At 72.8% G+C, this 18,538-nt stretch carries 18 protein-coding genes; 11 read left to right on the top strand and 7 right to left on the bottom strand.

Features of this window, described 5'->3' with window-relative positions:
- Positions 1 to 34: 34 nt before the first annotated feature.
- The 6 genes from Cs7R123_RS08200 to Cs7R123_RS08175 form a co-directional block, all read right to left on the bottom strand.
- The gene (locus tag Cs7R123_RS08200) at positions 35 to 1,354 is read right to left on the bottom strand and encodes a polysaccharide lyase family 1 protein (protein WP_212824797.1); all 1,320 of its coding nucleotides are present in this window, start codon (positions 1,352 to 1,354) and stop codon (positions 35 to 37) included.
- Positions 1,355 to 1,534: 180 nt separating this feature from the next.
- A complete protein-coding gene (locus Cs7R123_RS08195) occupies positions 1,535 to 2,647 on the bottom strand; it encodes a Gfo/Idh/MocA family protein (protein WP_212824795.1) in 1,113 nt (370 codons plus the stop codon).
- Positions 2,647 to 4,056 (bottom strand): mannitol dehydrogenase family protein, encoded by a 1,410-nt coding sequence (locus tag Cs7R123_RS08190; protein ID WP_244871687.1) that lies wholly within the window; start codon positions 4,054 to 4,056, stop codon positions 2,647 to 2,649. The genes Cs7R123_RS08195 and Cs7R123_RS08190 overlap by 1 nt, the downstream gene beginning before the upstream one ends.
- Entirely contained in the window at positions 4,053 to 5,333 is a 1,281-nt protein-coding gene (locus Cs7R123_RS08185; protein WP_212824791.1) for an enolase C-terminal domain-like protein, read from the bottom strand. The genes Cs7R123_RS08190 and Cs7R123_RS08185 overlap by 4 nt, the downstream gene beginning before the upstream one ends.
- Positions 5,330 to 6,793, bottom strand: a complete 1,464-nt coding sequence (gene uxaC / locus Cs7R123_RS08180; RefSeq protein ID WP_212824789.1) for a glucuronate isomerase — start codon at positions 6,791 to 6,793, stop codon at positions 5,330 to 5,332. The genes Cs7R123_RS08185 and uxaC overlap by 4 nt, the downstream gene beginning before the upstream one ends.
- Positions 6,786 to 8,111, bottom strand: coding sequence for a Gfo/Idh/MocA family protein (locus Cs7R123_RS08175; RefSeq protein ID WP_212824787.1), 1,326 nt, complete (start codon positions 8,109 to 8,111; stop codon positions 6,786 to 6,788). Before Cs7R123_RS08175 ends, uxaC begins: the two co-directional genes overlap by 8 nt.
- Positions 8,112 to 8,335: 224 nt before the next feature.
- Here Cs7R123_RS08175 and Cs7R123_RS08170 point away from each other — a divergent pair, with 224 nt between their 5' ends.
- The 11 genes from Cs7R123_RS08170 to Cs7R123_RS08120 all read left to right on the top strand — a co-directional run bounded on the left by Cs7R123_RS08170 (position 8,336) and on the right by Cs7R123_RS08120 (position 17,316).
- A complete protein-coding gene (locus tag Cs7R123_RS08170; protein WP_212824785.1) occupies positions 8,336 to 9,382 on the top strand; it encodes a LacI family DNA-binding transcriptional regulator in 1,047 nt (348 codons plus the stop codon).
- A 6-nt stretch (positions 9,383 to 9,388) separates the two neighbouring features.
- On the top strand, positions 9,389 to 10,747 hold the full coding sequence (locus Cs7R123_RS08165) for an ABC transporter substrate-binding protein (RefSeq protein ID WP_212824783.1): 1,359 nt from the start codon (positions 9,389 to 9,391) through the stop codon (positions 10,745 to 10,747).
- 92 nt (positions 10,748 to 10,839) lie between these two features.
- Positions 10,840 to 11,820, top strand: a complete 981-nt coding sequence (locus Cs7R123_RS08160; protein WP_374706926.1) for a carbohydrate ABC transporter permease — start codon at positions 10,840 to 10,842, stop codon at positions 11,818 to 11,820.
- Positions 11,817 to 12,650, top strand: coding sequence for a carbohydrate ABC transporter permease (locus Cs7R123_RS08155; protein WP_212824780.1), 834 nt, complete (start codon positions 11,817 to 11,819; stop codon positions 12,648 to 12,650). Before Cs7R123_RS08160 ends, Cs7R123_RS08155 begins: the two co-directional genes overlap by 4 nt.
- Positions 12,651 to 12,652: 2 nt before the next feature.
- Positions 12,653 to 13,216 (top strand): hypothetical protein, encoded by a 564-nt coding sequence (locus Cs7R123_RS08150; protein ID WP_212824778.1) that lies wholly within the window; start codon positions 12,653 to 12,655, stop codon positions 13,214 to 13,216.
- 281 nt (positions 13,217 to 13,497) lie between these two features.
- Positions 13,498 to 14,193, top strand: coding sequence for a DUF429 domain-containing protein (locus Cs7R123_RS08145; protein ID WP_212824776.1), 696 nt, complete (start codon positions 13,498 to 13,500; stop codon positions 14,191 to 14,193).
- Between the two features lie 104 nt (positions 14,194 to 14,297).
- A complete protein-coding gene (locus Cs7R123_RS08140) occupies positions 14,298 to 15,230 on the top strand; it encodes a hypothetical protein (protein WP_212824774.1) in 933 nt (310 codons plus the stop codon).
- Between the two features lie 127 nt (positions 15,231 to 15,357).
- Positions 15,358 to 15,867, top strand: coding sequence for a hypothetical protein (locus Cs7R123_RS08135; protein ID WP_212824773.1), 510 nt, complete (start codon positions 15,358 to 15,360; stop codon positions 15,865 to 15,867).
- A gap of 58 nt (positions 15,868 to 15,925) precedes the next feature.
- A complete protein-coding gene (locus Cs7R123_RS08130) occupies positions 15,926 to 16,480 on the top strand; it encodes a hypothetical protein (protein ID WP_212824771.1) in 555 nt (184 codons plus the stop codon).
- A gap of 51 nt (positions 16,481 to 16,531) precedes the next feature.
- On the top strand, positions 16,532 to 16,825 hold the full coding sequence (locus Cs7R123_RS08125) for a hypothetical protein (protein ID WP_212824769.1): 294 nt from the start codon (positions 16,532 to 16,534) through the stop codon (positions 16,823 to 16,825).
- 5 nt (positions 16,826 to 16,830) lie between these two features.
- Positions 16,831 to 17,316 carry a DUF1772 domain-containing protein gene (locus Cs7R123_RS08120; protein ID WP_244871686.1) on the top strand — a complete coding sequence of 162 codons (486 nt, stop codon included), beginning with the start codon at positions 16,831 to 16,833 and terminating at the stop codon, positions 17,314 to 17,316.
- A 73-nt stretch (positions 17,317 to 17,389) separates the two neighbouring features.
- Here the strand turns inward: Cs7R123_RS08120 and Cs7R123_RS08115 are convergent, their stop codons facing one another.
- Positions 17,390 to 18,511: an FAD-dependent monooxygenase gene (locus tag Cs7R123_RS08115; protein ID WP_212824767.1), complete on the bottom strand. Its 1,122-nt coding sequence runs from the start codon at positions 18,509 to 18,511 to the stop codon at positions 17,390 to 17,392.
- Between the last annotated feature and the right edge of the window lie 27 nt (positions 18,512 to 18,538).

The following is an 18,538-nucleotide window of genomic DNA, read 5'->3' as shown; positions in this document are numbered from 1 at the left end:
CACCGGGTGCGGTCGTGCGGTCCTGCGCCGGGGGTCAGGGCACGATGCGCCCGGCGCCGGAGAACAGGGTCAGCAGTGGCACCAGGGCCGCCGGGGCCGGGCGGTGGGCGCGCAGCGCGGGCGTCCAGCCCGCGTCGGGCCCGAAGTCCGGGTCGTGGGCGCCGTTGTATGCCGCGAGCAGGCTCACCGGGCCGCCGAGGCCGTTCCCGGCGCGCACCCAGCTGCCGAGTTCGGTGACCGCGGTGCCCTTCCAGTCCTTGAGCACCTTGTCGGCGGTGATGCCGTCGCGCAGGTCGAAGAAGTTGTCCTCCAGGTACACGGCCGACTGGATGCCGAGGCCGACGCTGTAGTCGTACGGCTCGCGGACGGAGAACGTGTTGTTGTAGACGTCGACCTGGCCGAACCGCACGCGCGGGGCGCGCTGGCCGACGCCGTCGAACACGTTGTGGCGCACCGTCACCCGCAGCTTGCCGACGTCGGGGCCGACCGTGTCGGAGGAGCCGATCAGCATGGTCTTGTCGTGCCGGGTGAACACGTTGGCCGATACGGTGACCAGGTCGGAGGTGTGCGTGACGTCCAGGGCGCCGTCGTGGACCTGCCACGGGCGGCCGAAGTAGACCGGCTGGGTGGAGTCGGGGTTGTCGCCGTCGCTGAACGTGTTGTGGTCGATCCACACGTTGGTGGAGCGGCGCACCGAGACCAGGTCGTACTCGCTGTTCCAGTTGCCCTCGGCGCCGTCGGTGGGGCGCCAGCGCGGGAAGCAGTCGGCGGCGTCGAGCAGGGTCAGGTTGCGCACGATCACGTTCGGCGCGGTGTCGATCATCAGGGTGAGGTGGCGCAGGGTGGCGCCGGGCAGGCCGAACACGGTCGTGTTGGGGCCGACGCGCAGCTCGGTGCGGGCCCGCTGGGTGGCCACCGAGCGCACCCGGGCCTGCTCGATCGGCCCGGCCGGGTCGGTGGCGCGGCCCCAGACGGCGGGGTCGTACGCGGCGAGGTAGCTGTCCAGGGTGTAGCCCGGGTCGGCCAGGTCGGCGCAGGTCACGGCGGTGCCGTCGGCGCCGGTCAGGCCGTCGATGGTCCCGGCCACGAACACGATCTTCGGCTCGGCGCCGGCCAGTGCCGCCGCCAGCCCGTCCCGATCGTGTACGACGAAGACGTGCGCCTCGTCCGCCGCCGCTCCGCCGGTGGTGCCCGTCCCCGCCGCGCCCCAGCCGTCCCCGGCGGCCAGCGCCTGCCGGGCCGTCCGCAGGGTCAGCGGGCCCGGGGCGCCCGAGGTGCCCGGCGCGGCGGCCGCGGCGGGCGCCGGCAGCAGCACCGCCAGCACCGCGACCGCGGCTGTCATTCGCATTCGCATCGCTGCTCCCATGATGTGTCCGATGTGTTACGCCATCAGGCAACATAGAAAGCGGGGAATGCTGAAGTCAATGGATGGGGACAGCAGGTTTGTTGCAGCGATTCGAGCGCAGTATCGCCTGCTCCGACCGCCCTCAGCCGGATATCGAGCGACTATTCGAATAGGTCGCGCGGTGCATTCTCAACTGTTTGCAGGAACACCCCGGACTGTTGCAGACCACGGCACCGGAACCTCGTCGAAAAGGGCGCCCGCCTCCGCGCAGCGGCGCAGCGCGCCGTTGACGCCGCGCAGGACGCGGGTGCCGCCGTCGACCGATACGGCAGCTCCGGCCACCTCGACCGGCGCCGGGGCGGTGCGCAGCGCCTCGACGACGGCGGTGAAACCGGCGGTGCGCTCCGGTGGTGCCAGCAGGGGCACCCCCGCCCGCCGGTGCTCGATCAGGTTCTCCAGCAGGGTGATCCGGCCCGGCACCGGTTCGGCCGGGCCGCCGGGCAGCCGCAGCAGGTCGTCGCGGAAGGTCAGTTCCGCCCGGCCGTGGCTGCCGTACACGGTGAGGTCGCCGTCGACGAACTCCTCACCCGCCAGCGTCACCGCGACCAGCACCCGCACCCCGCCGGCGAGGGTGACCCGCAGCGTGGCCGTGTCCTCGACCTCGATCGGGCGCACCCGCAGCCAGGACACCTCCACCCCGGTCGGTTCCGCGTCGACCACGGCCAGGGCCTGCATCACCGCGTGCGCGAACGGGTTGGCCAGCGCCCCGTCGAGCGTCGGCCGCCCGCCGAGCACGCGCCGCCCCGACCACGCCGAGCGCCCCCAGTACGCGTCGTCGCGCTGCCATGCGCCGACCACCGACACCTGCCGCACCGCGCCCAGCGCGCCCGCCGCCACCGCCGCCCGCAGCCGGGTCAGCGCGGGCGACGCCAGTGCCTGGAACCCGATCTGCACCGCGCGCCGGGTGCCGTCGCGGGCCGCGACCAGCGCGTCGTGCTCGTCCCGGTCCAGCACCGGCGGCTTCTCCAGCAGCAGGTCCGCCCCGGCGCGCAGCACGTCGCGGGCCAGGGCGAGATGCGTGTGCGGGGGAGTGCACACGATCACCACGTCGGGCCGGATCCGCTCCAGCATCGCCCGGTGGTCGGTGAACACCGGCACGTCCGCCGGGGCGTCGACCACCGGCGCCGGATCGGCCAGACCCGCCAGCCGCGCGACGCCGCGCTCCGCCAGCCCCGCCAGCACCCGCCGATGGTGCAGCCCGTGCCCGTTGGCTCCCACCAGCGCCACCGTCGCCGCCCGCATCACCGGGCCTCCGCCGCGAGGAGGGCGGCGGCGCCGTGGCGGGCCAGGGCGGTGCGCCAGGAGTCGATCAGCTTGCGGTGGGCCGGGTCGGGCACCGGGAGCACGCCGCCGGGGCCGAACAGGGCCTCGGTGGTGAGGTCGGCGCGGACCGTTGCGGCCAGCGGATCGTTCAGCGGCAGCGGGGTGCCGTCGTCGGCCGTACCCTCGGCGAACCTGGCCCATGCCGCGAGGATCAGGCAGGTCAGGTTCGGGTCGGGCGCGGCGAGCATGGGCAGCACCCGCTGGGGGAGTTTCTGCGTGCCGTCCATCGCCACCTGTAGGCACCGGTGCCCGAGCGCGTGATTGGCGAACCGTTCCCGTGCCTGGTCGCCGTATGCGGTGACGTCGACGCCGGGTGGGGGAGTCATCGAGGCCGCGACCTCGGTGGCGACGTAGCGGCGCAGCAGGGCGGCCGCGCCGGGCAGGGCCAGCGCGTCGGCGATGGCCTCGCAGCCCGCCAGTGCGCCCAGGTACGCCAGGGCGCTGTGCACGCCGTTGAGCGCGCGCAGTTTCAGGTGCTCCCAGGCGGTGACGTCGTCCGTGAACACGGCTCCCGCCGCCGCCCAGTCGGGGCGTCCGGCGGCGAACCGGTCCTCGATCACCCACTGCGAGAACGGCTCGGCCGCCACGGCGGCCAGGTCGTCGACGCCGAGGTCGGCGCGGGCCAGGCCGAGGGTCTGCGCGGTGGTGGCCGGCACGATCCGGTCGACCATGCTGGACGGGCACGTGACGCTGTCGGCGTACCAGTCGCGCAGGTCGCCGGGGAGCATCCCGCTCAGCAGGCGGTCCAGGGTCCGTCCGTTGGACGGCAGGTTGTCGCAGCTCAGCAGTGTGATCGGCCCCGCGTCGGCGCGGGCGCGGGCCGCCAGCCCGGCGATCAGCAGTCGCGGCACGGCCGCCTCGGCGCGGTAGGCCTTCTCGGTGACCGTCAGCGTCACCACCCGTACCCCCGGATCTGCCAGCAGCGCGACCACCGCCTGCGGATCCTCGGCCGCGAGCACGCTGTCCGCGATCGCCCCGACCACCCGGGTCCGTGCAGCGTCCACACCACCTGTGGTGTCGTCACACCGCATGTGGTGTGGACGCTGGACTGCACCTGCCTGGTCGGCGCTGAGCGTCACGACGCTGAAGAGGTGGTCCTGGGCGCGCAGGGCGTCCAGGACGGTGCGGGAGCTGGGGGCGATCGCGGTGACGGCCCAGTCGCCGCCGCCGCGCGCCATCGCGAGTTCCGTGTAGACGGCCTGGTGGGCGCGGTGGAAAGCGCCCAGGCCGAAGTGGACCACGCCGGTGCGGGCCGCGCCCGGCTCGATCAGCGGGCGGGCGTGTTCGGGCAGCCGGGCCAGCGCGGCCCGGCCGAGCCGGGCGCTCACCGCCACACCGGCCCGTCGGGGAACGAGAACTCCGCGATCGACGACGCCTTCAGCGTGACCGAGTAGCCGGGCTGCCGCGGCAGCCGGTAGCGGCCCTCGATGACCGTGATCGGGTCCTCGAAGTGCTCGTGCAGGTGGTCGACGTACTCCACCATCCGGCCGTCCAGCGAGCGGCCGAGGCGCAGGTAGTCGAAGACCGACAGGTGCTGGACGTACTCGCACAGGCCGACGCCGCCCGCGTGCGGGCAGACCGGCACGCCGAACTTGGCCGCCAGCAGCAGGATCGACAGCACCTCGTTGACGCCGCCGACGCGGCACGCGTCCACCTGGCACACCTGGATCGCCCCGGCCTGCATGAGCTGCTTGAAGATGACCCGGTTGGCCGCGACCTCGCCCGTGGCGACGCGGACGGGCGCGACCGCCCTGGCCACGGCCGCGTGGCCGAGCACGTCGTCGGCGTGCGTGGGCTCCTCGATCCAGTACGGGTCGACCTCGGCCAGCACCGCCATGTTCGCGACCGCCTCGTCCACGTCCCACACCTGGTTCGCGTCCATCATCAGCAGCGCGTCCGGCCCGATCTCGGCCCGGATCAGCCGCGCCCGGCGCAGGTCGTCCTCGATCGGCCCGCCGACCTTCATCTTCATCGCCCGCCACCCCTGCGCGTACGCCGCCCGGGTCAGCTCCCGCACCTGCTCGTCCGGGTATCCCAGCCACCCCACCGACGTGGTGTACGACGGGAACCCGTCGCGCTCCAGCACCGCCAGCCGGTCGGCGTACCCGTCGTCGACCCGCAGCAGCTCCAGGGCCTCCGCCGGGGTGATCGCGTCGCTGATGTGGTGGAAGTCGACGCTGGCGACCAGCTCCTCCGGGCTCAGCTCGGCCAGCAGCCGCCACATCGGCTTGCCCTCGGCCTTGGCGCGCAGGTCCCACACCGCGTTGACCAGCGCGCCGGTCGCCATGTGGATGACGCCCTTCTCCGGCCCCAGCCAGCGCAGCTGCACGTCGGCCGACAGCGACCGCCAGAACGCCACCGGCTCGGCGAAGATCTCCTCCAGGGTCCGCCCGACCACGTGGTGCGCCAGGGCCCGGATCGCGGCGCAGGCGATCTCGTTGCCGCGTCCGTTGGTGAAGGTGAACCCGGTGCCGACCGGGCCGCCGTCGGTGTGCAGCTCGACGTACGCGGCCGAGTAGTCGCCGCGGTTGATGGCGTCGGAGCCGTCCCCGGCGGCGGCGGTGGGGAACCGTACGTCGTGCACGACGGCTTCGGTGATCTTCATGCGCGCGGTCCAATCTTGAAGATCTTCTTGGGCAGGTGGTAGGCCAGGTCGGCGATGGTCTCGGCGGCCTCGTCGAGGCCGAGCCGGTGCTCGGCGACCAGCCGGGCCAGGAACCCGGCGTCCACGCGCCGGGCCACGTCGTGGCGCACCGGGATCGAGCAGTAGGCGCGGGTGTCGTCGACGAAACCGGCCGTGTTGTAGAAGCCGGCGGTCTCGGTCACCGCCTCCCGCCAGCGGCGCAGCGCCTCGGGTGCGTCCAGGAACCACCACGGCGCCCCGACGAACATCGCCGGGTAGCCGCCGGCCAGCGGCCCGAGCTCGCGGCTGAACGTGTGCTCGTCCAGCGTGTACACCACGACCCGGAAGTCGGGGTGGTGCCCGAACCGCTCCAGCAGCGGCCGCAGCGCGTGCGTGTACTCGGTCGCCTGCGGGATGTCGCCGCCCACGTCGCGGCCGTGCCTGGTGTGCAGGGTCCGGTTGTGGTTGCGCACCGCACCCGGGTGCAGCTGCATGACCAGGCCGTCGTCGACCGACATCGCCGCGAACTCCAGCAGCATCCGGGCCCGGAACGCCTCCGCCTCGGCCGCGCTCGCCGCACCGGTCCGCAGCGCCCGGTCGAAGATCGCGGCGGCCTCGGCCGGGTCGGCTCCGCCGGTGGCGGCGGTCAGGTGCCCGTGGTCGGAGCAGGTCGCGCCCGCCGCGATGAAGTCGAGCCGCCGCGACCGCAGCGCCTCCAGGAACCCCGCGTACGTGCCGGTGTCCACCCCGGTCATCGCCCCGAGCCGCGCCACCCGCTCGGGCCAGCCGGGCCACTCGATGTCGACCATGTCGTCGGGCCGGAACGTGGTGATCACCCGCCCGGCCGGGCCGCCCCAGCCGTCGGCCGCCAGCCGGGCGTGCCGGGACAGGTCGTCCAGCGGCGACTCGGTGGTGGCCAGCACCTCCAGGTTGAACCGGGTGAACAGCGCCCGGGGCCGGAAGTCCGGCTCCGCCAGGCGCGCGGCCAGCTCGTCGTACACCCGGTCGGCGGTGTCCGGGCCCAGCGGGGTGTGCACGTCGAAGACGGTGCGGAAGGTCTGCTCCAGCCACAGCCGCGACGGGGTGCCCCGGAACAGGTGCCAGTGCCGGGCGAACAGCCGCCACACCTGGCGCGGGTCGGCCTCGGTGGCACCGCCGTCGACGCGCGGCACGCCCAGCTCCTCCGGGCCGATGCCCTGGCTGAGCAGCATCCGCGTCACGTAGTGGTCGGGCACGATGATCAGCCGGGCCGGGTCCGGGAACGCGGCGTCATCGGCCAGGATGCCCGGGTCGACGTGCCCGTGCGGGCTGATCAGCGGCAGGTCGCGAGCCTGGGCGTACAGCTCGCGGGCGATGGCCCGGGTCCGCGGCTCGGCGGGCAGCAGCAGGTCGGCGCCCGTGTCGGCGTCGTCGTCGAGGTCGGGCAGCAGCAGCTCAGCCATTACGTGGTTCCCATTCATCGAGGTCGAGCAGGTCGGCGACGTCCACGCGCCGGCCGGTGGCGATGGACTCGTTGGCGGCCAGTCCCGTCAGCAGCGAGCGGGCCCCGTCGAGCTGGGTCGCCGAGCGGGCCAGCGGGTCGGCGGCGCCGCCGAACAGCACCGCGGTCATCCGGGCGTCGGCGCCGCCGTGGCCTGCGCGGTCGTACGCGGGCACCGGCACCTCCACCGGCTTCTCCCAGTACCGCCGCAGCCGCAGCGACACCGCGCCGGACTCGGCGGCGGCCTCGGCGCCGTGCAGCGCGGCGCTGTGCCCCTTGACCGCCCCGGCCACCCCCGGCGCCACATGGTCGGACTCGACCACGTCCAGCTCCAGCCGGCCCCGGCTGCCGTTGAACGCGACCCGGTAGCCCTCCCACGGCGCGTACGCGGTGAGGTGGTACGACATCGTCGCGCCGCTGCGGTAGCGGACCAGCACCGCCATGTCGTCCTCGATGGACACCCCGGGCGCGAACACGTTGACGTCGCGGTGGTAGCCGTCGTGGGACTCGGCGTCGAGGTAGAGCTCGGCCAGGGCCGGGTTGTCGGCCAGGTGCAGTGCGAACGGGTCGCCGACGGCCGCGTCCGCGCCGTGGGCGCGGGCGTAGTCGCGGGCGTAGCCGTGGCGGGTGCCGGCGGTGCCGTACAGGAACAGCCGCCCCTCGGCGGTGACCCGGGCCGGGGTGCTGTCCAGCCACCAGTTGACCAGGTCGAAGTGGTGGGTGGCCTTGTGCACCAGCAGCCCGCCGGAGTTGGCCTTGTCGCGGTGCCAGCGGCGGAAGTAGTCCGCGCCGTGGCGCACGTCGAGCAGCCACTCGAAGTGGACCGACCCGATCTCGCCGATCTCACCGGCGGCCAGCAGCCCCCGCACCTGCTCGTGCACCGGGTGGAACCGGTAGTTGAACGCCACCTGGACGCCGCCGCCGGTGCGCTTGGCCGCGTCGAGGATGCGGCGGCAGCGCGGCACGTCGACGGTCATCGGCTTCTCGGTGACCACCGAGCACCCCGCCTCCAGCGCGGCCACCACGTACGTGTCGTGCGTGGCGTCGACCGAGCACACCACGAGGGTGTCCACCCGCTCCTCGGCCAGCATCTCCGGCACGTCATCGGCGTGGTACGCCGTGGCGGGCGGCGCCCCGGCGGCGGTCAGGCGCCGCTGCTGGGCGGCGATGCGGGCCGGGTTGACGTCGGCGAGCGCGACGAGCTCGCCGTATCGGGACAGGGCCTGGGCGAACATCTGCGCCCGCGCCCCGGTGCCGACGATCGCGTACCGCTGGGACATCCGGCCTCCCCGTCATGGACGGCTACAAACGTTTGCAGCAGAACCAACCACCGCCCCCGCAGGCCTGTCAATGCCCCGCGCCGAAACGGTCCTATTTCACCGTTTTAGTCCATCTGGGAGCGCTCCGAAGGTCCACTCCCGCAACGGGATTGACATTCTCGACCGTTGACATGGGAGCAACCGTTTGCAACATTAGGGCACCCACCGAGAGCGAAGGAGCCCCAGTGCCGGTCACGATCCGCGACGTCGCCCGGGCCAGCGGGGTGCACGTCTCCACCGTGTCGCGGGCCTTCTCCGCACCGCACCTGGTCAACCCGGAGACGCGCACCCATGTGCTGGCCGTGGCCGAGGAGCTGGGCTACCGGCCCAACCGGGCCGCCCGCGCGCTGATCACGGGCCGCACGCACAACATCGGCCTCATCGTGGCCGACATCGCCAACCCGTTCTTCCCGCCGCTCATCAAGGCGGCGGAGAGCCACGCCCGCAGCCGCGACTACCACGTGTTCGTCGCCGACACCAGCGAGGACGCGGGCGTCGAGGAGGAGCTGGTGCTGGCGCTGGCCAAGCAGGTCGACGGCATCCTGCTGTGCAGCCCGCGCATGAGCAACACCCAGATCGAGCAGCTGTCGCGCGAGGTCCCGCTGGTCGTGGTCAACCGGCCGGTGCCGGGCCTGCCCGCCGTGGTGATGGACCTCGGCCAGGGCGCCCGGCTGGCCGTGGAGCACCTCGTGGCCCTGGGACATCGGAACATCGCGCTGCTGGGCGGCCCGCGCGGCTCGTGGACCAACCGCGAGATCCGCCGCGCCGCGACCCTGGCCGCGCGCACGGCGGGCGCCGAGCTGACCGTCTTCGGCCCGAACCCGCCGACGGAGGAGGGCGGCGCGGCCCAGGCCGACGCCGTCCTGCGGGCCGGGGCCACGGCGGTGCTCGCCTACAACGACCTGATGGCGGTGGGCCTCATCGACGCCCTCGACCACAACGGGGTGAAGGTGCCCGACCAGATCAGCGTCGTCGGCATCGACGACACGGCGCTGAGCCGGCGCATCCGCCCCATGCTGACGACGGTGGCCACCCCCACGGCGGCCGCCGGACGGGCGGCCGTCGACATGCTGCTCCAGCATGGCGACGACCGCCGCACCACCGCACTGGTAACGCTGCAGACCGAATTGGTCATCCGCGATTCGTCAGGCCCGGGCCCGCATCGCACTGCGGGCCCGGGTCGGCGGCAGGGGCCGCCACCTGACGGTGTCGCCCTGACAAGCAGGGAGTGACAGCTAATGCACCCAGCGACACCCGCGCCGGCCGGTACGCCGGCGCAGCACCACGGTAGCCTGCCCGCAGCCGGATGGAATCGCCGCCACCTGCTGCGTACGCTCGGCGGCGCGGCTCTGGCCGTCCCGGCGGCGGGGCTGCTGGCCGCGTGCGGCGACGACGAGCCCGCCGCGGACCCGAACGCCCCGGTCAACATCTCGTTCTTCTGGTGGGGCGGCGAGTCCCGCGCCAAGCTCACCGAGCAGGCGCTGAAGCTCTACACCGCCAAGCACCCGAACGTCACCATCACGCCCACCTGGCAGGCGTTCACCGGCTACTACGACAAGCTGGCCACGATCGCCGCGGGCGGCAACGCCCCCGACATCTTCCAGCTCGACGACAACGGCCTGGCCGAGTACGCGGGCCGCAACGTCACCCTGGACCTGTCGAAGTACACCGGCAACGGCAAGATCGACGTGACCAAGCACCCCGACAGCCTCACCAAGTACGGCCAGCTCGCCGGCAAGCAGGTCGCCATCGCCACCGGCGAGAACACCCCGGCGATCGTGTACGACAAGACCGCCCTGGCCGCGCTCGGCGTGGACGCGCCCCAGATCGGCTGGAGCTACGACCAGATCATCACCTGGGCGGCGGGCATCACCGCCAAGAAGCCCGGCTACTACGGGATGATGGACCCCAGCGCCGACTACAAGGCGCTGTGGCTGTGGCTGCGCTCGCAGGGCAAGGAGTTCTACGACGGCCCGAAGCTCGCCTTCGGCGAGGCCGACCTGGCCTCCTGGTTCAAGCTGTGGGTCGACGCCCGCGCCAAGGGCGCCACGCCCCCGGCCGACATCGTGCACGAGGCCGTCGACGGCAGCGTGACCAAGCAGCTCGTGGTCACCGGCAAGGCGGCGGTGTCGTTCATGTGGTCCAACCAGCTGTCGGAGATGCAGAAGGCCACCAAGGCCGACCTGGCGATGACGGCGTACCCGGGCGACCCGAAGGGGCAGTGGGCGCGCGCGTCGACGTACTGGGCGGGCTCGCGCACGACCAAGTCGCCCGACGTGGTCGCCGACATCATCAACTTCCTGGTCAACGACGTGGAGGCGGGCAAGGTCCTCGGCGTGGACCGCGGGCTGCCCAACAACCTGGACGTGCGCAAGGCCGTCTCCGACGGCCTGACCGACCAGAAGATGAAGGACACGGTCGCGTTCGAGAACGAGATCGCGCCCAAGTTCGGCCCGGCCCCGGCGCCGCCGCCGAAGGGCCACAGCGGGCTGCGCAACACGCTGCGCGACATCGCCGAGACGGTGACGTACGGCAAGCAGACCCCTGAGGCCGCCGCGAAGCAGTTCTTCACCGAGGCCGCCGCGAAGCTGGCCTGAGCCGCCACCCTGGCCGGCCGCGACCCTTTCCCTACGGGCCGCGGCCGACCAGGGGAGTCCGCTGTCCCATGTTCCTAGGAAGGAGAGGCGACGTGGTGCTCACCACGGCGACGCGGCCCGAGGCCGCTGCGGCCCCACCCGCGCCGCCCCGACGGCGATCGCGCCGGAATGCGGGCCGCCGCCAGGAAGGCCTGGCCGGGTACGTGTTCCTGTCCCCGTGGCTGATCGGCCTGATGGCGGTCACCGCGTTCCCGGTGCTGTTCTCGCTCTACCTCAGCTTCACCGACTACGACATCCTGTCCAGCTGGGACATGCTGAACTGGGTCGGCACCGCCAACTACGAGAAGATCTTCACCACCGACCCGATCTTCTGGAAGTCGGTGCGGGTCACCCTGACCTACGCGCTGATCGCCATCCCGCTCAAGCTCACCGCGTCGCTGGGCGTGGCACTGCTGCTCAACCGGGAACGCCGGGGGATCGGCCTGTTCCGCAGCGCGTTCTACCTGCCGTCGCTGCTGGGCGGCTCGGTGGCCCTCGCCCTGGTGTGGGTGGCCATCTTCAACGGCGAGGGCTCGTTCAACAGCTTCCTGTCACTGTTCGGCCTCCAGGGCGAGCCGTGGATCAACGACCCGGACTGGGCGCTGGGCACCCTGATGGTGCTGTCGGTGTGGCAGTTCGGCGGCCCGATGGTCATCTTCCTGGCCGGGCTCAAGCAGGTGCCGACCGAGCTGTACGAGGCCGCCTCCGTCGACGGCGCCAGCCGCGTGCGCCAGTTCTTCCACGTCACGCTGCCCATGCTGTCGCCGGTGATCTTCTTCAACCTGGTGCTGGAGACCATCCACGGCTTCCAGGGCTTCACCTCGGCGTACGTCATCAGCAACGGCACCGGCGGCCCGGTCTACTCCACCAAGATCTACACGCTGATGATCTACGACAAGGGCTTCACCGACTTCCAGATGGGCTATGCCTCCGCGCTGGCCTGGATCTTCCTGGCCGCGATCGGCCTGATCACGGTGGTCTTCTTCAGCACCGGCCGGTTCTGGGTGCACTACTCCGACGGAGGCGAATCATGACCCGCCTGCGCGCCCTGTCCCGCGTGGTGATGCTGGTGCTCGTGCTGGCAGTGGTGCTGTACCCGCTGGTCTGGGTGCTCGGCTCGGCGCTGAAGTCGCCCACCGAGATCACCAGCAACCAGTCGGTCTGGCCGGAGGAGGTGACCTGGTCCAACTTCACCGTCGGCTGGGGCTACATCCCCGGCGTCAGCTTCGGCCGGTTCTTCTGGAACAGCTTCCTCATCGCCGGGGCGTCGGTGCTGGCCAACTGCGTGTCGTGCCTGCTCACCGCGTACGCCTTCGCGCGGCTGAAGTTCTTCGGGCGGCGCGGCTGGTTCGCCCTGATGATCGTGACCCTGCTGCTGCCGGGCCACGTCCTGATCATCCCGCAGTACGTGATGTTCCACGAGTTCGGCTGGGTCGACACCCCGCTGCCGCTGATCGTGCCCAAACTGCTGGCCACCGAGGCGTTCTTCGTGTTCCTCATGGTCCAGTTCATGCGGGGCATCCCGCGCGAGCTCGACGACGCGGCGAAGATCGACGGCAGCGGCCCGTACCGCATCTTCTGGCACGTCATCGCGCCGCTGGCGCGACCGGCCCTGATCACGACGGCGATCTTCTCGTTCATCTGGACCTGGAACGACTTCTTCGCCCAACTGGTCTACCTGCCCAGCGTGCGCAGCTACACCGTGCCGATCGCGCTGCGGCTGTTCGTCGACTCCAGCGGCCAGACCTCGCTCGGGCCGATGCTGGCCATGTCGGTGCTGTCGCTGCTGCCGGTGTTCCTGTTCTTCCTGGCCTTCCAACGGTTCCTGGTCCAGGGCATCAGCACCAGCGGGCTCAAGGGCTGACCATGGACACCACGACCGGCACCGACTGGCGCGACACCCTGCGCGACGCCGCGGACCTGGCCCTGGCCGGGATCGCCGTGACCGTCGCCGCGCTGCCCCTGCTCACCGCGGGGGCGGCGCTGGCCGTCGGGGCCGAGGCCGTGCACCTGCGTTTCGCCGAGGGCCGCTGGCCGGCCCTCGGCGACCTGGTGCGCACCTTCGGCCGCCGCCTGCTGCCCGGCGCGGCCGCCGTCCTCACCGTCCTCGCGGCCGCGCTGCTGCTCGCCCTGAACGCCTGGTGGCTGCGCTCGGGCGCGGTCCCGGGCGGCGGGCCGCTGCTGCTGGCGACCGGCGCCGTCGGGGTCGCGCTGACCGGCGCGGTCGCCCTCAGCATCCCCCTGCTCGGCCGCGGGTACGGCTACCGCCAGGCCCTGCGCACCGCTCTCACCCGCCCGGCCGCGCTCGCCGCCGCCGCCGGGATCACCCTGCTCGCGGCCCTGCTCGCCACCCTGCTCCCGGTGACCGCCCCACTCCTGCTCGGCTACGTCCTGCTAGCCCTGCACGCCGTGGCCGCCCGCACCCGCTGACTCACACCCGCGGCCGGGTCCGCGGCGGGCCGGGCACGGCCAGCGGGCGCGGGGCGGAAGGCATGATCGCTGTCTGCGGTCATGAACCGCCCTCTGGTGTCGTCTTCGGACCGCAACCGCCGATCTTCGCGGCCGTCAGGCGGGCTTGTCCTCCTGGAGGGTGTGGGCGTGGTCATGCGGTGCTCCTTCACATGCGGTTCGGCGGCGATGCTACCGGCGGTGCCGGACATCGGGCGTCAACCGGGCGCGGTAGCGGCGGCCCGGCCGGTATCGTCGCCGGCATGGCGGTACGTGTGCTCGGGGCCGACGCCTGCAAGGCGGGCTGGGTCGGGATCGTGCTTGACGGGACCCGGGTCGAGGCCTGGTTCGGCGCGACGATCGCGGAGCTGCTCGCGGCGGCCGAGACGGGTGGGTCCGTGGCGGTCGTCGGCGTGGACATCCCGATCGGACTGCCCGACAGCGGCCGCCGCAGCGCCGACGAGCTGGCCCGAGTGCAGGCCGGAGTGCGCCGGGCGTCCGTGTTCATGACGCCCGTGCGGCACGCGCTGCTCGCCGCCGACCACGCCGAGGCGGTCCAGCGCAACCGCGCCGCGACCCCCTCAGCCGAAGGAATCTCAGCCCAGGCCTACGGGCTGCGCGAACGAATCCTCGATGTGGACGGGTGGGTGCGCGACCAGCATCGCCGCGTCGTCGAGGTGCACCCGGAGCTGTCCTTCGCGGCGATGGCCGGTGGTCCGCTGCCGTCGGGCAAGACGACCTGGGCGGGGGCGGAGCAGCGGCGAGCGCTGCTGGTCGAGGCCGGGATCGTGCTGGCGAGCGAGCTGGGGCCGGTGGGTCGCCTCGCCCGGGTCGACGACGTGCTCGACGCCGCGGCGGCGGCCTGGTCGGCCCGGCGGGTGGCGGCGGGCACCGCCGCGTGCCTGCCCGCCGAGCCGGAGGTGTTCAGCGACGGCCTGCCCGCCGCGATCTGGACCTGAACAGGCGGCGACCGCCCGGTGCCCGTCGGGCGCAATCGTGAAGAAGCTTCATCGGTCGCACTTTCGAAGAAGACAGGGCCTGGATCAGCTCAAACAATCCATTCATGGCTCTCACTGAAGAAAGATCACTGATCGCGCCGCCCGAACCGGCGCGCCCCGCGCGGCGCGGCGCGCTCATCGTCGGCAGCATCGTGGCCGGGCTCGCGCTGGCGGTGCTCTGGTCGTTCGAGTTCGTCGACCACGTCATCGGCGACAACGTCGCCAACACGCTGCTCGGCCACGACGCCAAGGCGACGGCGATCGGCGGCACCGTGGCGGGCCTGGTCTTCGCGTTCGTGTCCGGGCTGGCGGGCACCTTCACGGCGTGCAACATCGCGATGGCCGCCTCGATCGGCCCGATGAGCCAGGCGGGCGGCGCGAGCGCCACCCGGTCCGGGCTGCGCGGGCTGCTGCGGCCGGTCGGCTGGCTCACGCTGGGCATGGTCACGGTCTCTGCCGTGTACGGCTTCGTCGGCGTGCTGCTCGGCGACCGCCTGCCGCAGCTGTCCACCGACGTCGTCGGCGGCCTGCCGGTGCGCCTGATCCAGTCGATGGTGGCGTTCGGCGTGATCGGGCTGGCCTTCGTCTACCTCGGCCTGGCCGCGATCGGAGTGCTGCCGGACCCGTTCGCGCGCCGTCCTGTCGGGCGGGTGGTGCTGCTCGGGGCGCTGGTCGGCGGCTTCCTCATCGGACGGCCGTATCCGCTGTTCAACAAGCTGTTCCACTGGGCTGTCGACACCGGCAACCCGCTGTACGGCGCGGGCGCGTTCGTGCTCCAGTCGCTGGGCAACATCCTGATCGTGTCGGTGCTGTTCGCGGTGGTGGTGCTGGTCACCCGCGGCGGCTTCGTACGGTGGCTGGCCGCCAAGCCCGCCCGGACCGCCGCGGTGACCGGGGCGCTGCTGATCGCACTGGGCGTGTTCACCTTCGTCTACTGGGACATCCGCCTGCCCGCGATGTTCGGCTACGGCTGGTTCCCGAAGATGCCCTACCGCTGACCCGTCCGCGGTGGCCGGGGGAGTGAGCTGGGCGCGTGCAGTTTCGGGGAAAGTGCTGGAATCTTGAACGCGATTCGTGCACTTTCCCCGAAACTGCAGAATCCCCGACGCGGGAGAGGACCGGAGCGTGGAGCTGGCGGAGGTTGAGGCGGCGGTGGCCGAGCTCGACGCCGTGTACCGGCCGGTGGCGAACGCGCCGGTCGACCTGGAGCGATTGCCGCAGCTCGGGGAGGACGTCGCGGCGGCGTTGTCGGCCCTTGACGTGGGCGACCGGGCCGAGGCAGTGCTGGGCGAGATGGTCGAGCTGTATGCGGCGGGCGACGGGGGCACTCGGGCGGCGGTCCGGGAGCTGTTCGACCGGTACCCCTCGTTCCGGTGGGCGGCGCAGCTGCCGTACGCCGACGACGTCGACGCGGTCCGCGCGGAGCTGATTCTGTTCTCCGCCCGCGACCAGGGCAGCGACACCCGCGACGAGATCCTGGGCCTGCGGGACCTGTGCGATCGCGCCCGCCGGGCCGGGGTCGACGTCGACGCGCTGCTGGCGGAGGTGGCGGCGATCTCCAGCGACATCGACCGCTACGGGATGGGCTCCACCCGGTCCATCCTGCTCGGACACCGGGACCGTCGCATCGGGTGACCGGCCGGCGCAGCGGCGTAGACTTCCCGGCACGTCGGGATCGGACGAGGAGGCGGCGGTGGCGAAACCGGTCTGGCTGCTCGACATCGACGGGGTGATCAACGCGGTCACCCACGAGCCGGACCTGCGGGTGTGGCCGCGCGACCAGTGGGTGCGCGCCTCGGCGGTCAGCGCCCACGGGATCGAGTGGCCGCTGCTGGCCGCCCGCCCGGTGCTGGACTTCCTGCACCGGGTGCACGCCGAGGGCCGCGCGGAGATCCGCTGGCACAGCACCTGGCAGTCGTACGCGGTGAACGTCGGCACGGCGCTGGGGCTGCCGCGCTGGCCGGTGGCCGAGTGCCCGGAGTTCGCCGAGGACGGCGACGCCGAGATCGCGTCTCCGCTGATCGTGGTGCGGCACCACTGGTGGAAGCTGCCCACCGCGCAGCGGGTGCTCGACGAGGGCCGGCCGCTGCTGTGGACCGACGACGACGCCCGGCACCAGCTGCGCCGCCGGGACCGGGCGGGCTGGGGCGCGTGGGCCCTGGTCGTGGCGCCGCCGGTCGAGTCGGGTCTCACCGCCCGCCAGCTGCGCCGTATCGACACCTGGCTCACCGAGCGCCAGTCCTGGTAGGCGTCCGGACGCGCCGCAGCCGTCCCGCCGCGCGAGTGGGATCATCGTCGGGTGGAGCGAAGCGACGTGGAGCTGTTGCGGCACGGCGGCAACTGGGCGGTGACGCATCTGCCGGACCGGAACTTCCCCGGCCTGCACGTGCAGGGTGACACCTTCGCCGAACTGCGCGGGGTGTTCCTGCGGGCCGCGCGGACGCTGCGGGAGCGGCCCGGTGACGCGGACGCGCTGGACGACCTGGACCACGGCATCCGGGACATGACCGAGATGCTGGAGTTCTACGAGCGGACGCTGGCCGAGCGCGGGCTCAGCCGGCCGTACTTCCCGTCGGTGGCGCAGGCGTGGTGAGCCTGGTGCGGGAGGTGGTCCTGATCGCCGCGACCGTCGCGATGGGGATCATGGCGGGAGTGTTCGGCCTGTACGCACACACGATCATGCCCGGTCTGCGCCGCACCGACGACCGGACCTTCGTCGGGGCGTTCCAGGCGATCGACCGCGCGATCCTCAACGGCTGGTTCCTGGGCGGCGGCTTCCTCGGCGCCCTACTGCTCACCGGGGTCGCCGCGCTGCTGCAACTGCCCGTCGCGGACCAGACCGCGCTGTGGTGGATCCTCGCCGCGTTCGTGCTGTACCTGGTCGCCTTCTTCATCACCACCGCGGTGCACCTGCCGCTCAACAACGCGCTCAAGGCGGCGGGCGACCCCGGCGAGATCGCCGACCTCGCCGCCGTGCGGGCCCGGTTCGCCGAGGCGCGCTGGGCGCGCTGGAACACGATCCGCGCGGTCGCCACCACGGCCGCAGCCCTCTGCCTGGCCGCCGCCCTGACCCTCTCCCCCTGACGCCCCTCGCATCGAACGTCCGGGTGCGTGCAGTTTCGGGGAAAGTGCACGCACGCACCTGCGTACGCGCGGGTCAGACCCTGCCGGGCCACGCTCGCGCGGCCAGGTTGCGGGCGGTGATGCCGAGCGCGGTCTTCGGGACGAGCAGCGCCGCCGCCCGGCCCATGCCGCGCTGTTTCGGCTCGACGAGCCTGCGGTGCGTGGACTCGTACCGGCGCAGGGCCAGGTCGTGGTCGTCCGGATCGGCGGCCAGCGCGCCGGCCAGGGTGTGCGCCCCGGCCATGGCGAGGCTGGAGCCGTCGCCGAACAGGGACACGCACGAGGCCGCGTCGCCGAGCAGCGTGATCCGGCCGCGCGACCACGTCGGCAGGTCGACCCGGCTGACGGAGTCGAAGTAGAGCTCGTCGGTGTCGTGCAGCCGGGCGAGCAGTTCCGGCACCCGCCAGCGGGCTCCGGCGTACGCGTCGGTGACGATGCGGCGGTGCTGCCCGGTGTCGCGGTGGTCGAATCCGGGCACCTGCGGGTGGCGGAAGATGAACGCGGCCAGGGCCTGCCCGCGTCCGGGGTGGATGGAGACCATGCGGCCGGGTTCGTTGTGGATCAGCACGTCGTGCGGGTGGTCGACCGGGCCGCCCAGCGGCATCGTCGCGACGTAGACGCCCAGGTGGACGACGAAGTCGGGTTCGGGGCCGAAGGCGAGCCGCCGGGTGGCCGAGTGCAGGCCGTCGGCGCCGACGACCAGGTCGAACCGGCGCGGCCGGGCCCGGTCGAAGACGACGTCGACGCCGCCGGGGTCCTGGCGCAGCTCGGTGACGGTGTCGTCGAACAGGAACTCGGCGCGGTCGCGGGCCGCCTCGTGCAGCACCGCGGCGAGGTCGCCGCGCGGGAGTTCGACCTCGGTGTTCCCGGCGGCGCTGCGCCTGCCGCCCAGGGGCAGCCGGGCCACGGGGCGGCCGTCGGGGCTGAGGAGGCGCAGCGCGGTGGCGTGGGTGGCCGCGTCGCGCAGCCGGTCCATGACGCCCATCGCCTCGGCGACCGGCAGGGCCGGGCCGCGTACGTCGACGGGGTTGCCGCTGGAGCGCAGGCCCTGGGCCCGTTCGACGACGGTCGGCTGGAACCCGTGCCTGGCCAGCCAGAAGGCGAGAGTGGGCCCGGCGACGCCGGCGCCGGAGATGAGCACGGTGCGAGAGGTCATGGCGGAACCATAACTGCACTCAATGCA

The sequence above is a fragment of the Catellatospora sp. TT07R-123 genome (genome assembly GCF_018327705.1).
Taxonomy (GTDB): Bacteria; Actinomycetota; Actinomycetes; order Mycobacteriales; family Micromonosporaceae; genus Catellatospora.
This window is presented reverse-complemented; position numbering and strand designations above follow the sequence as displayed.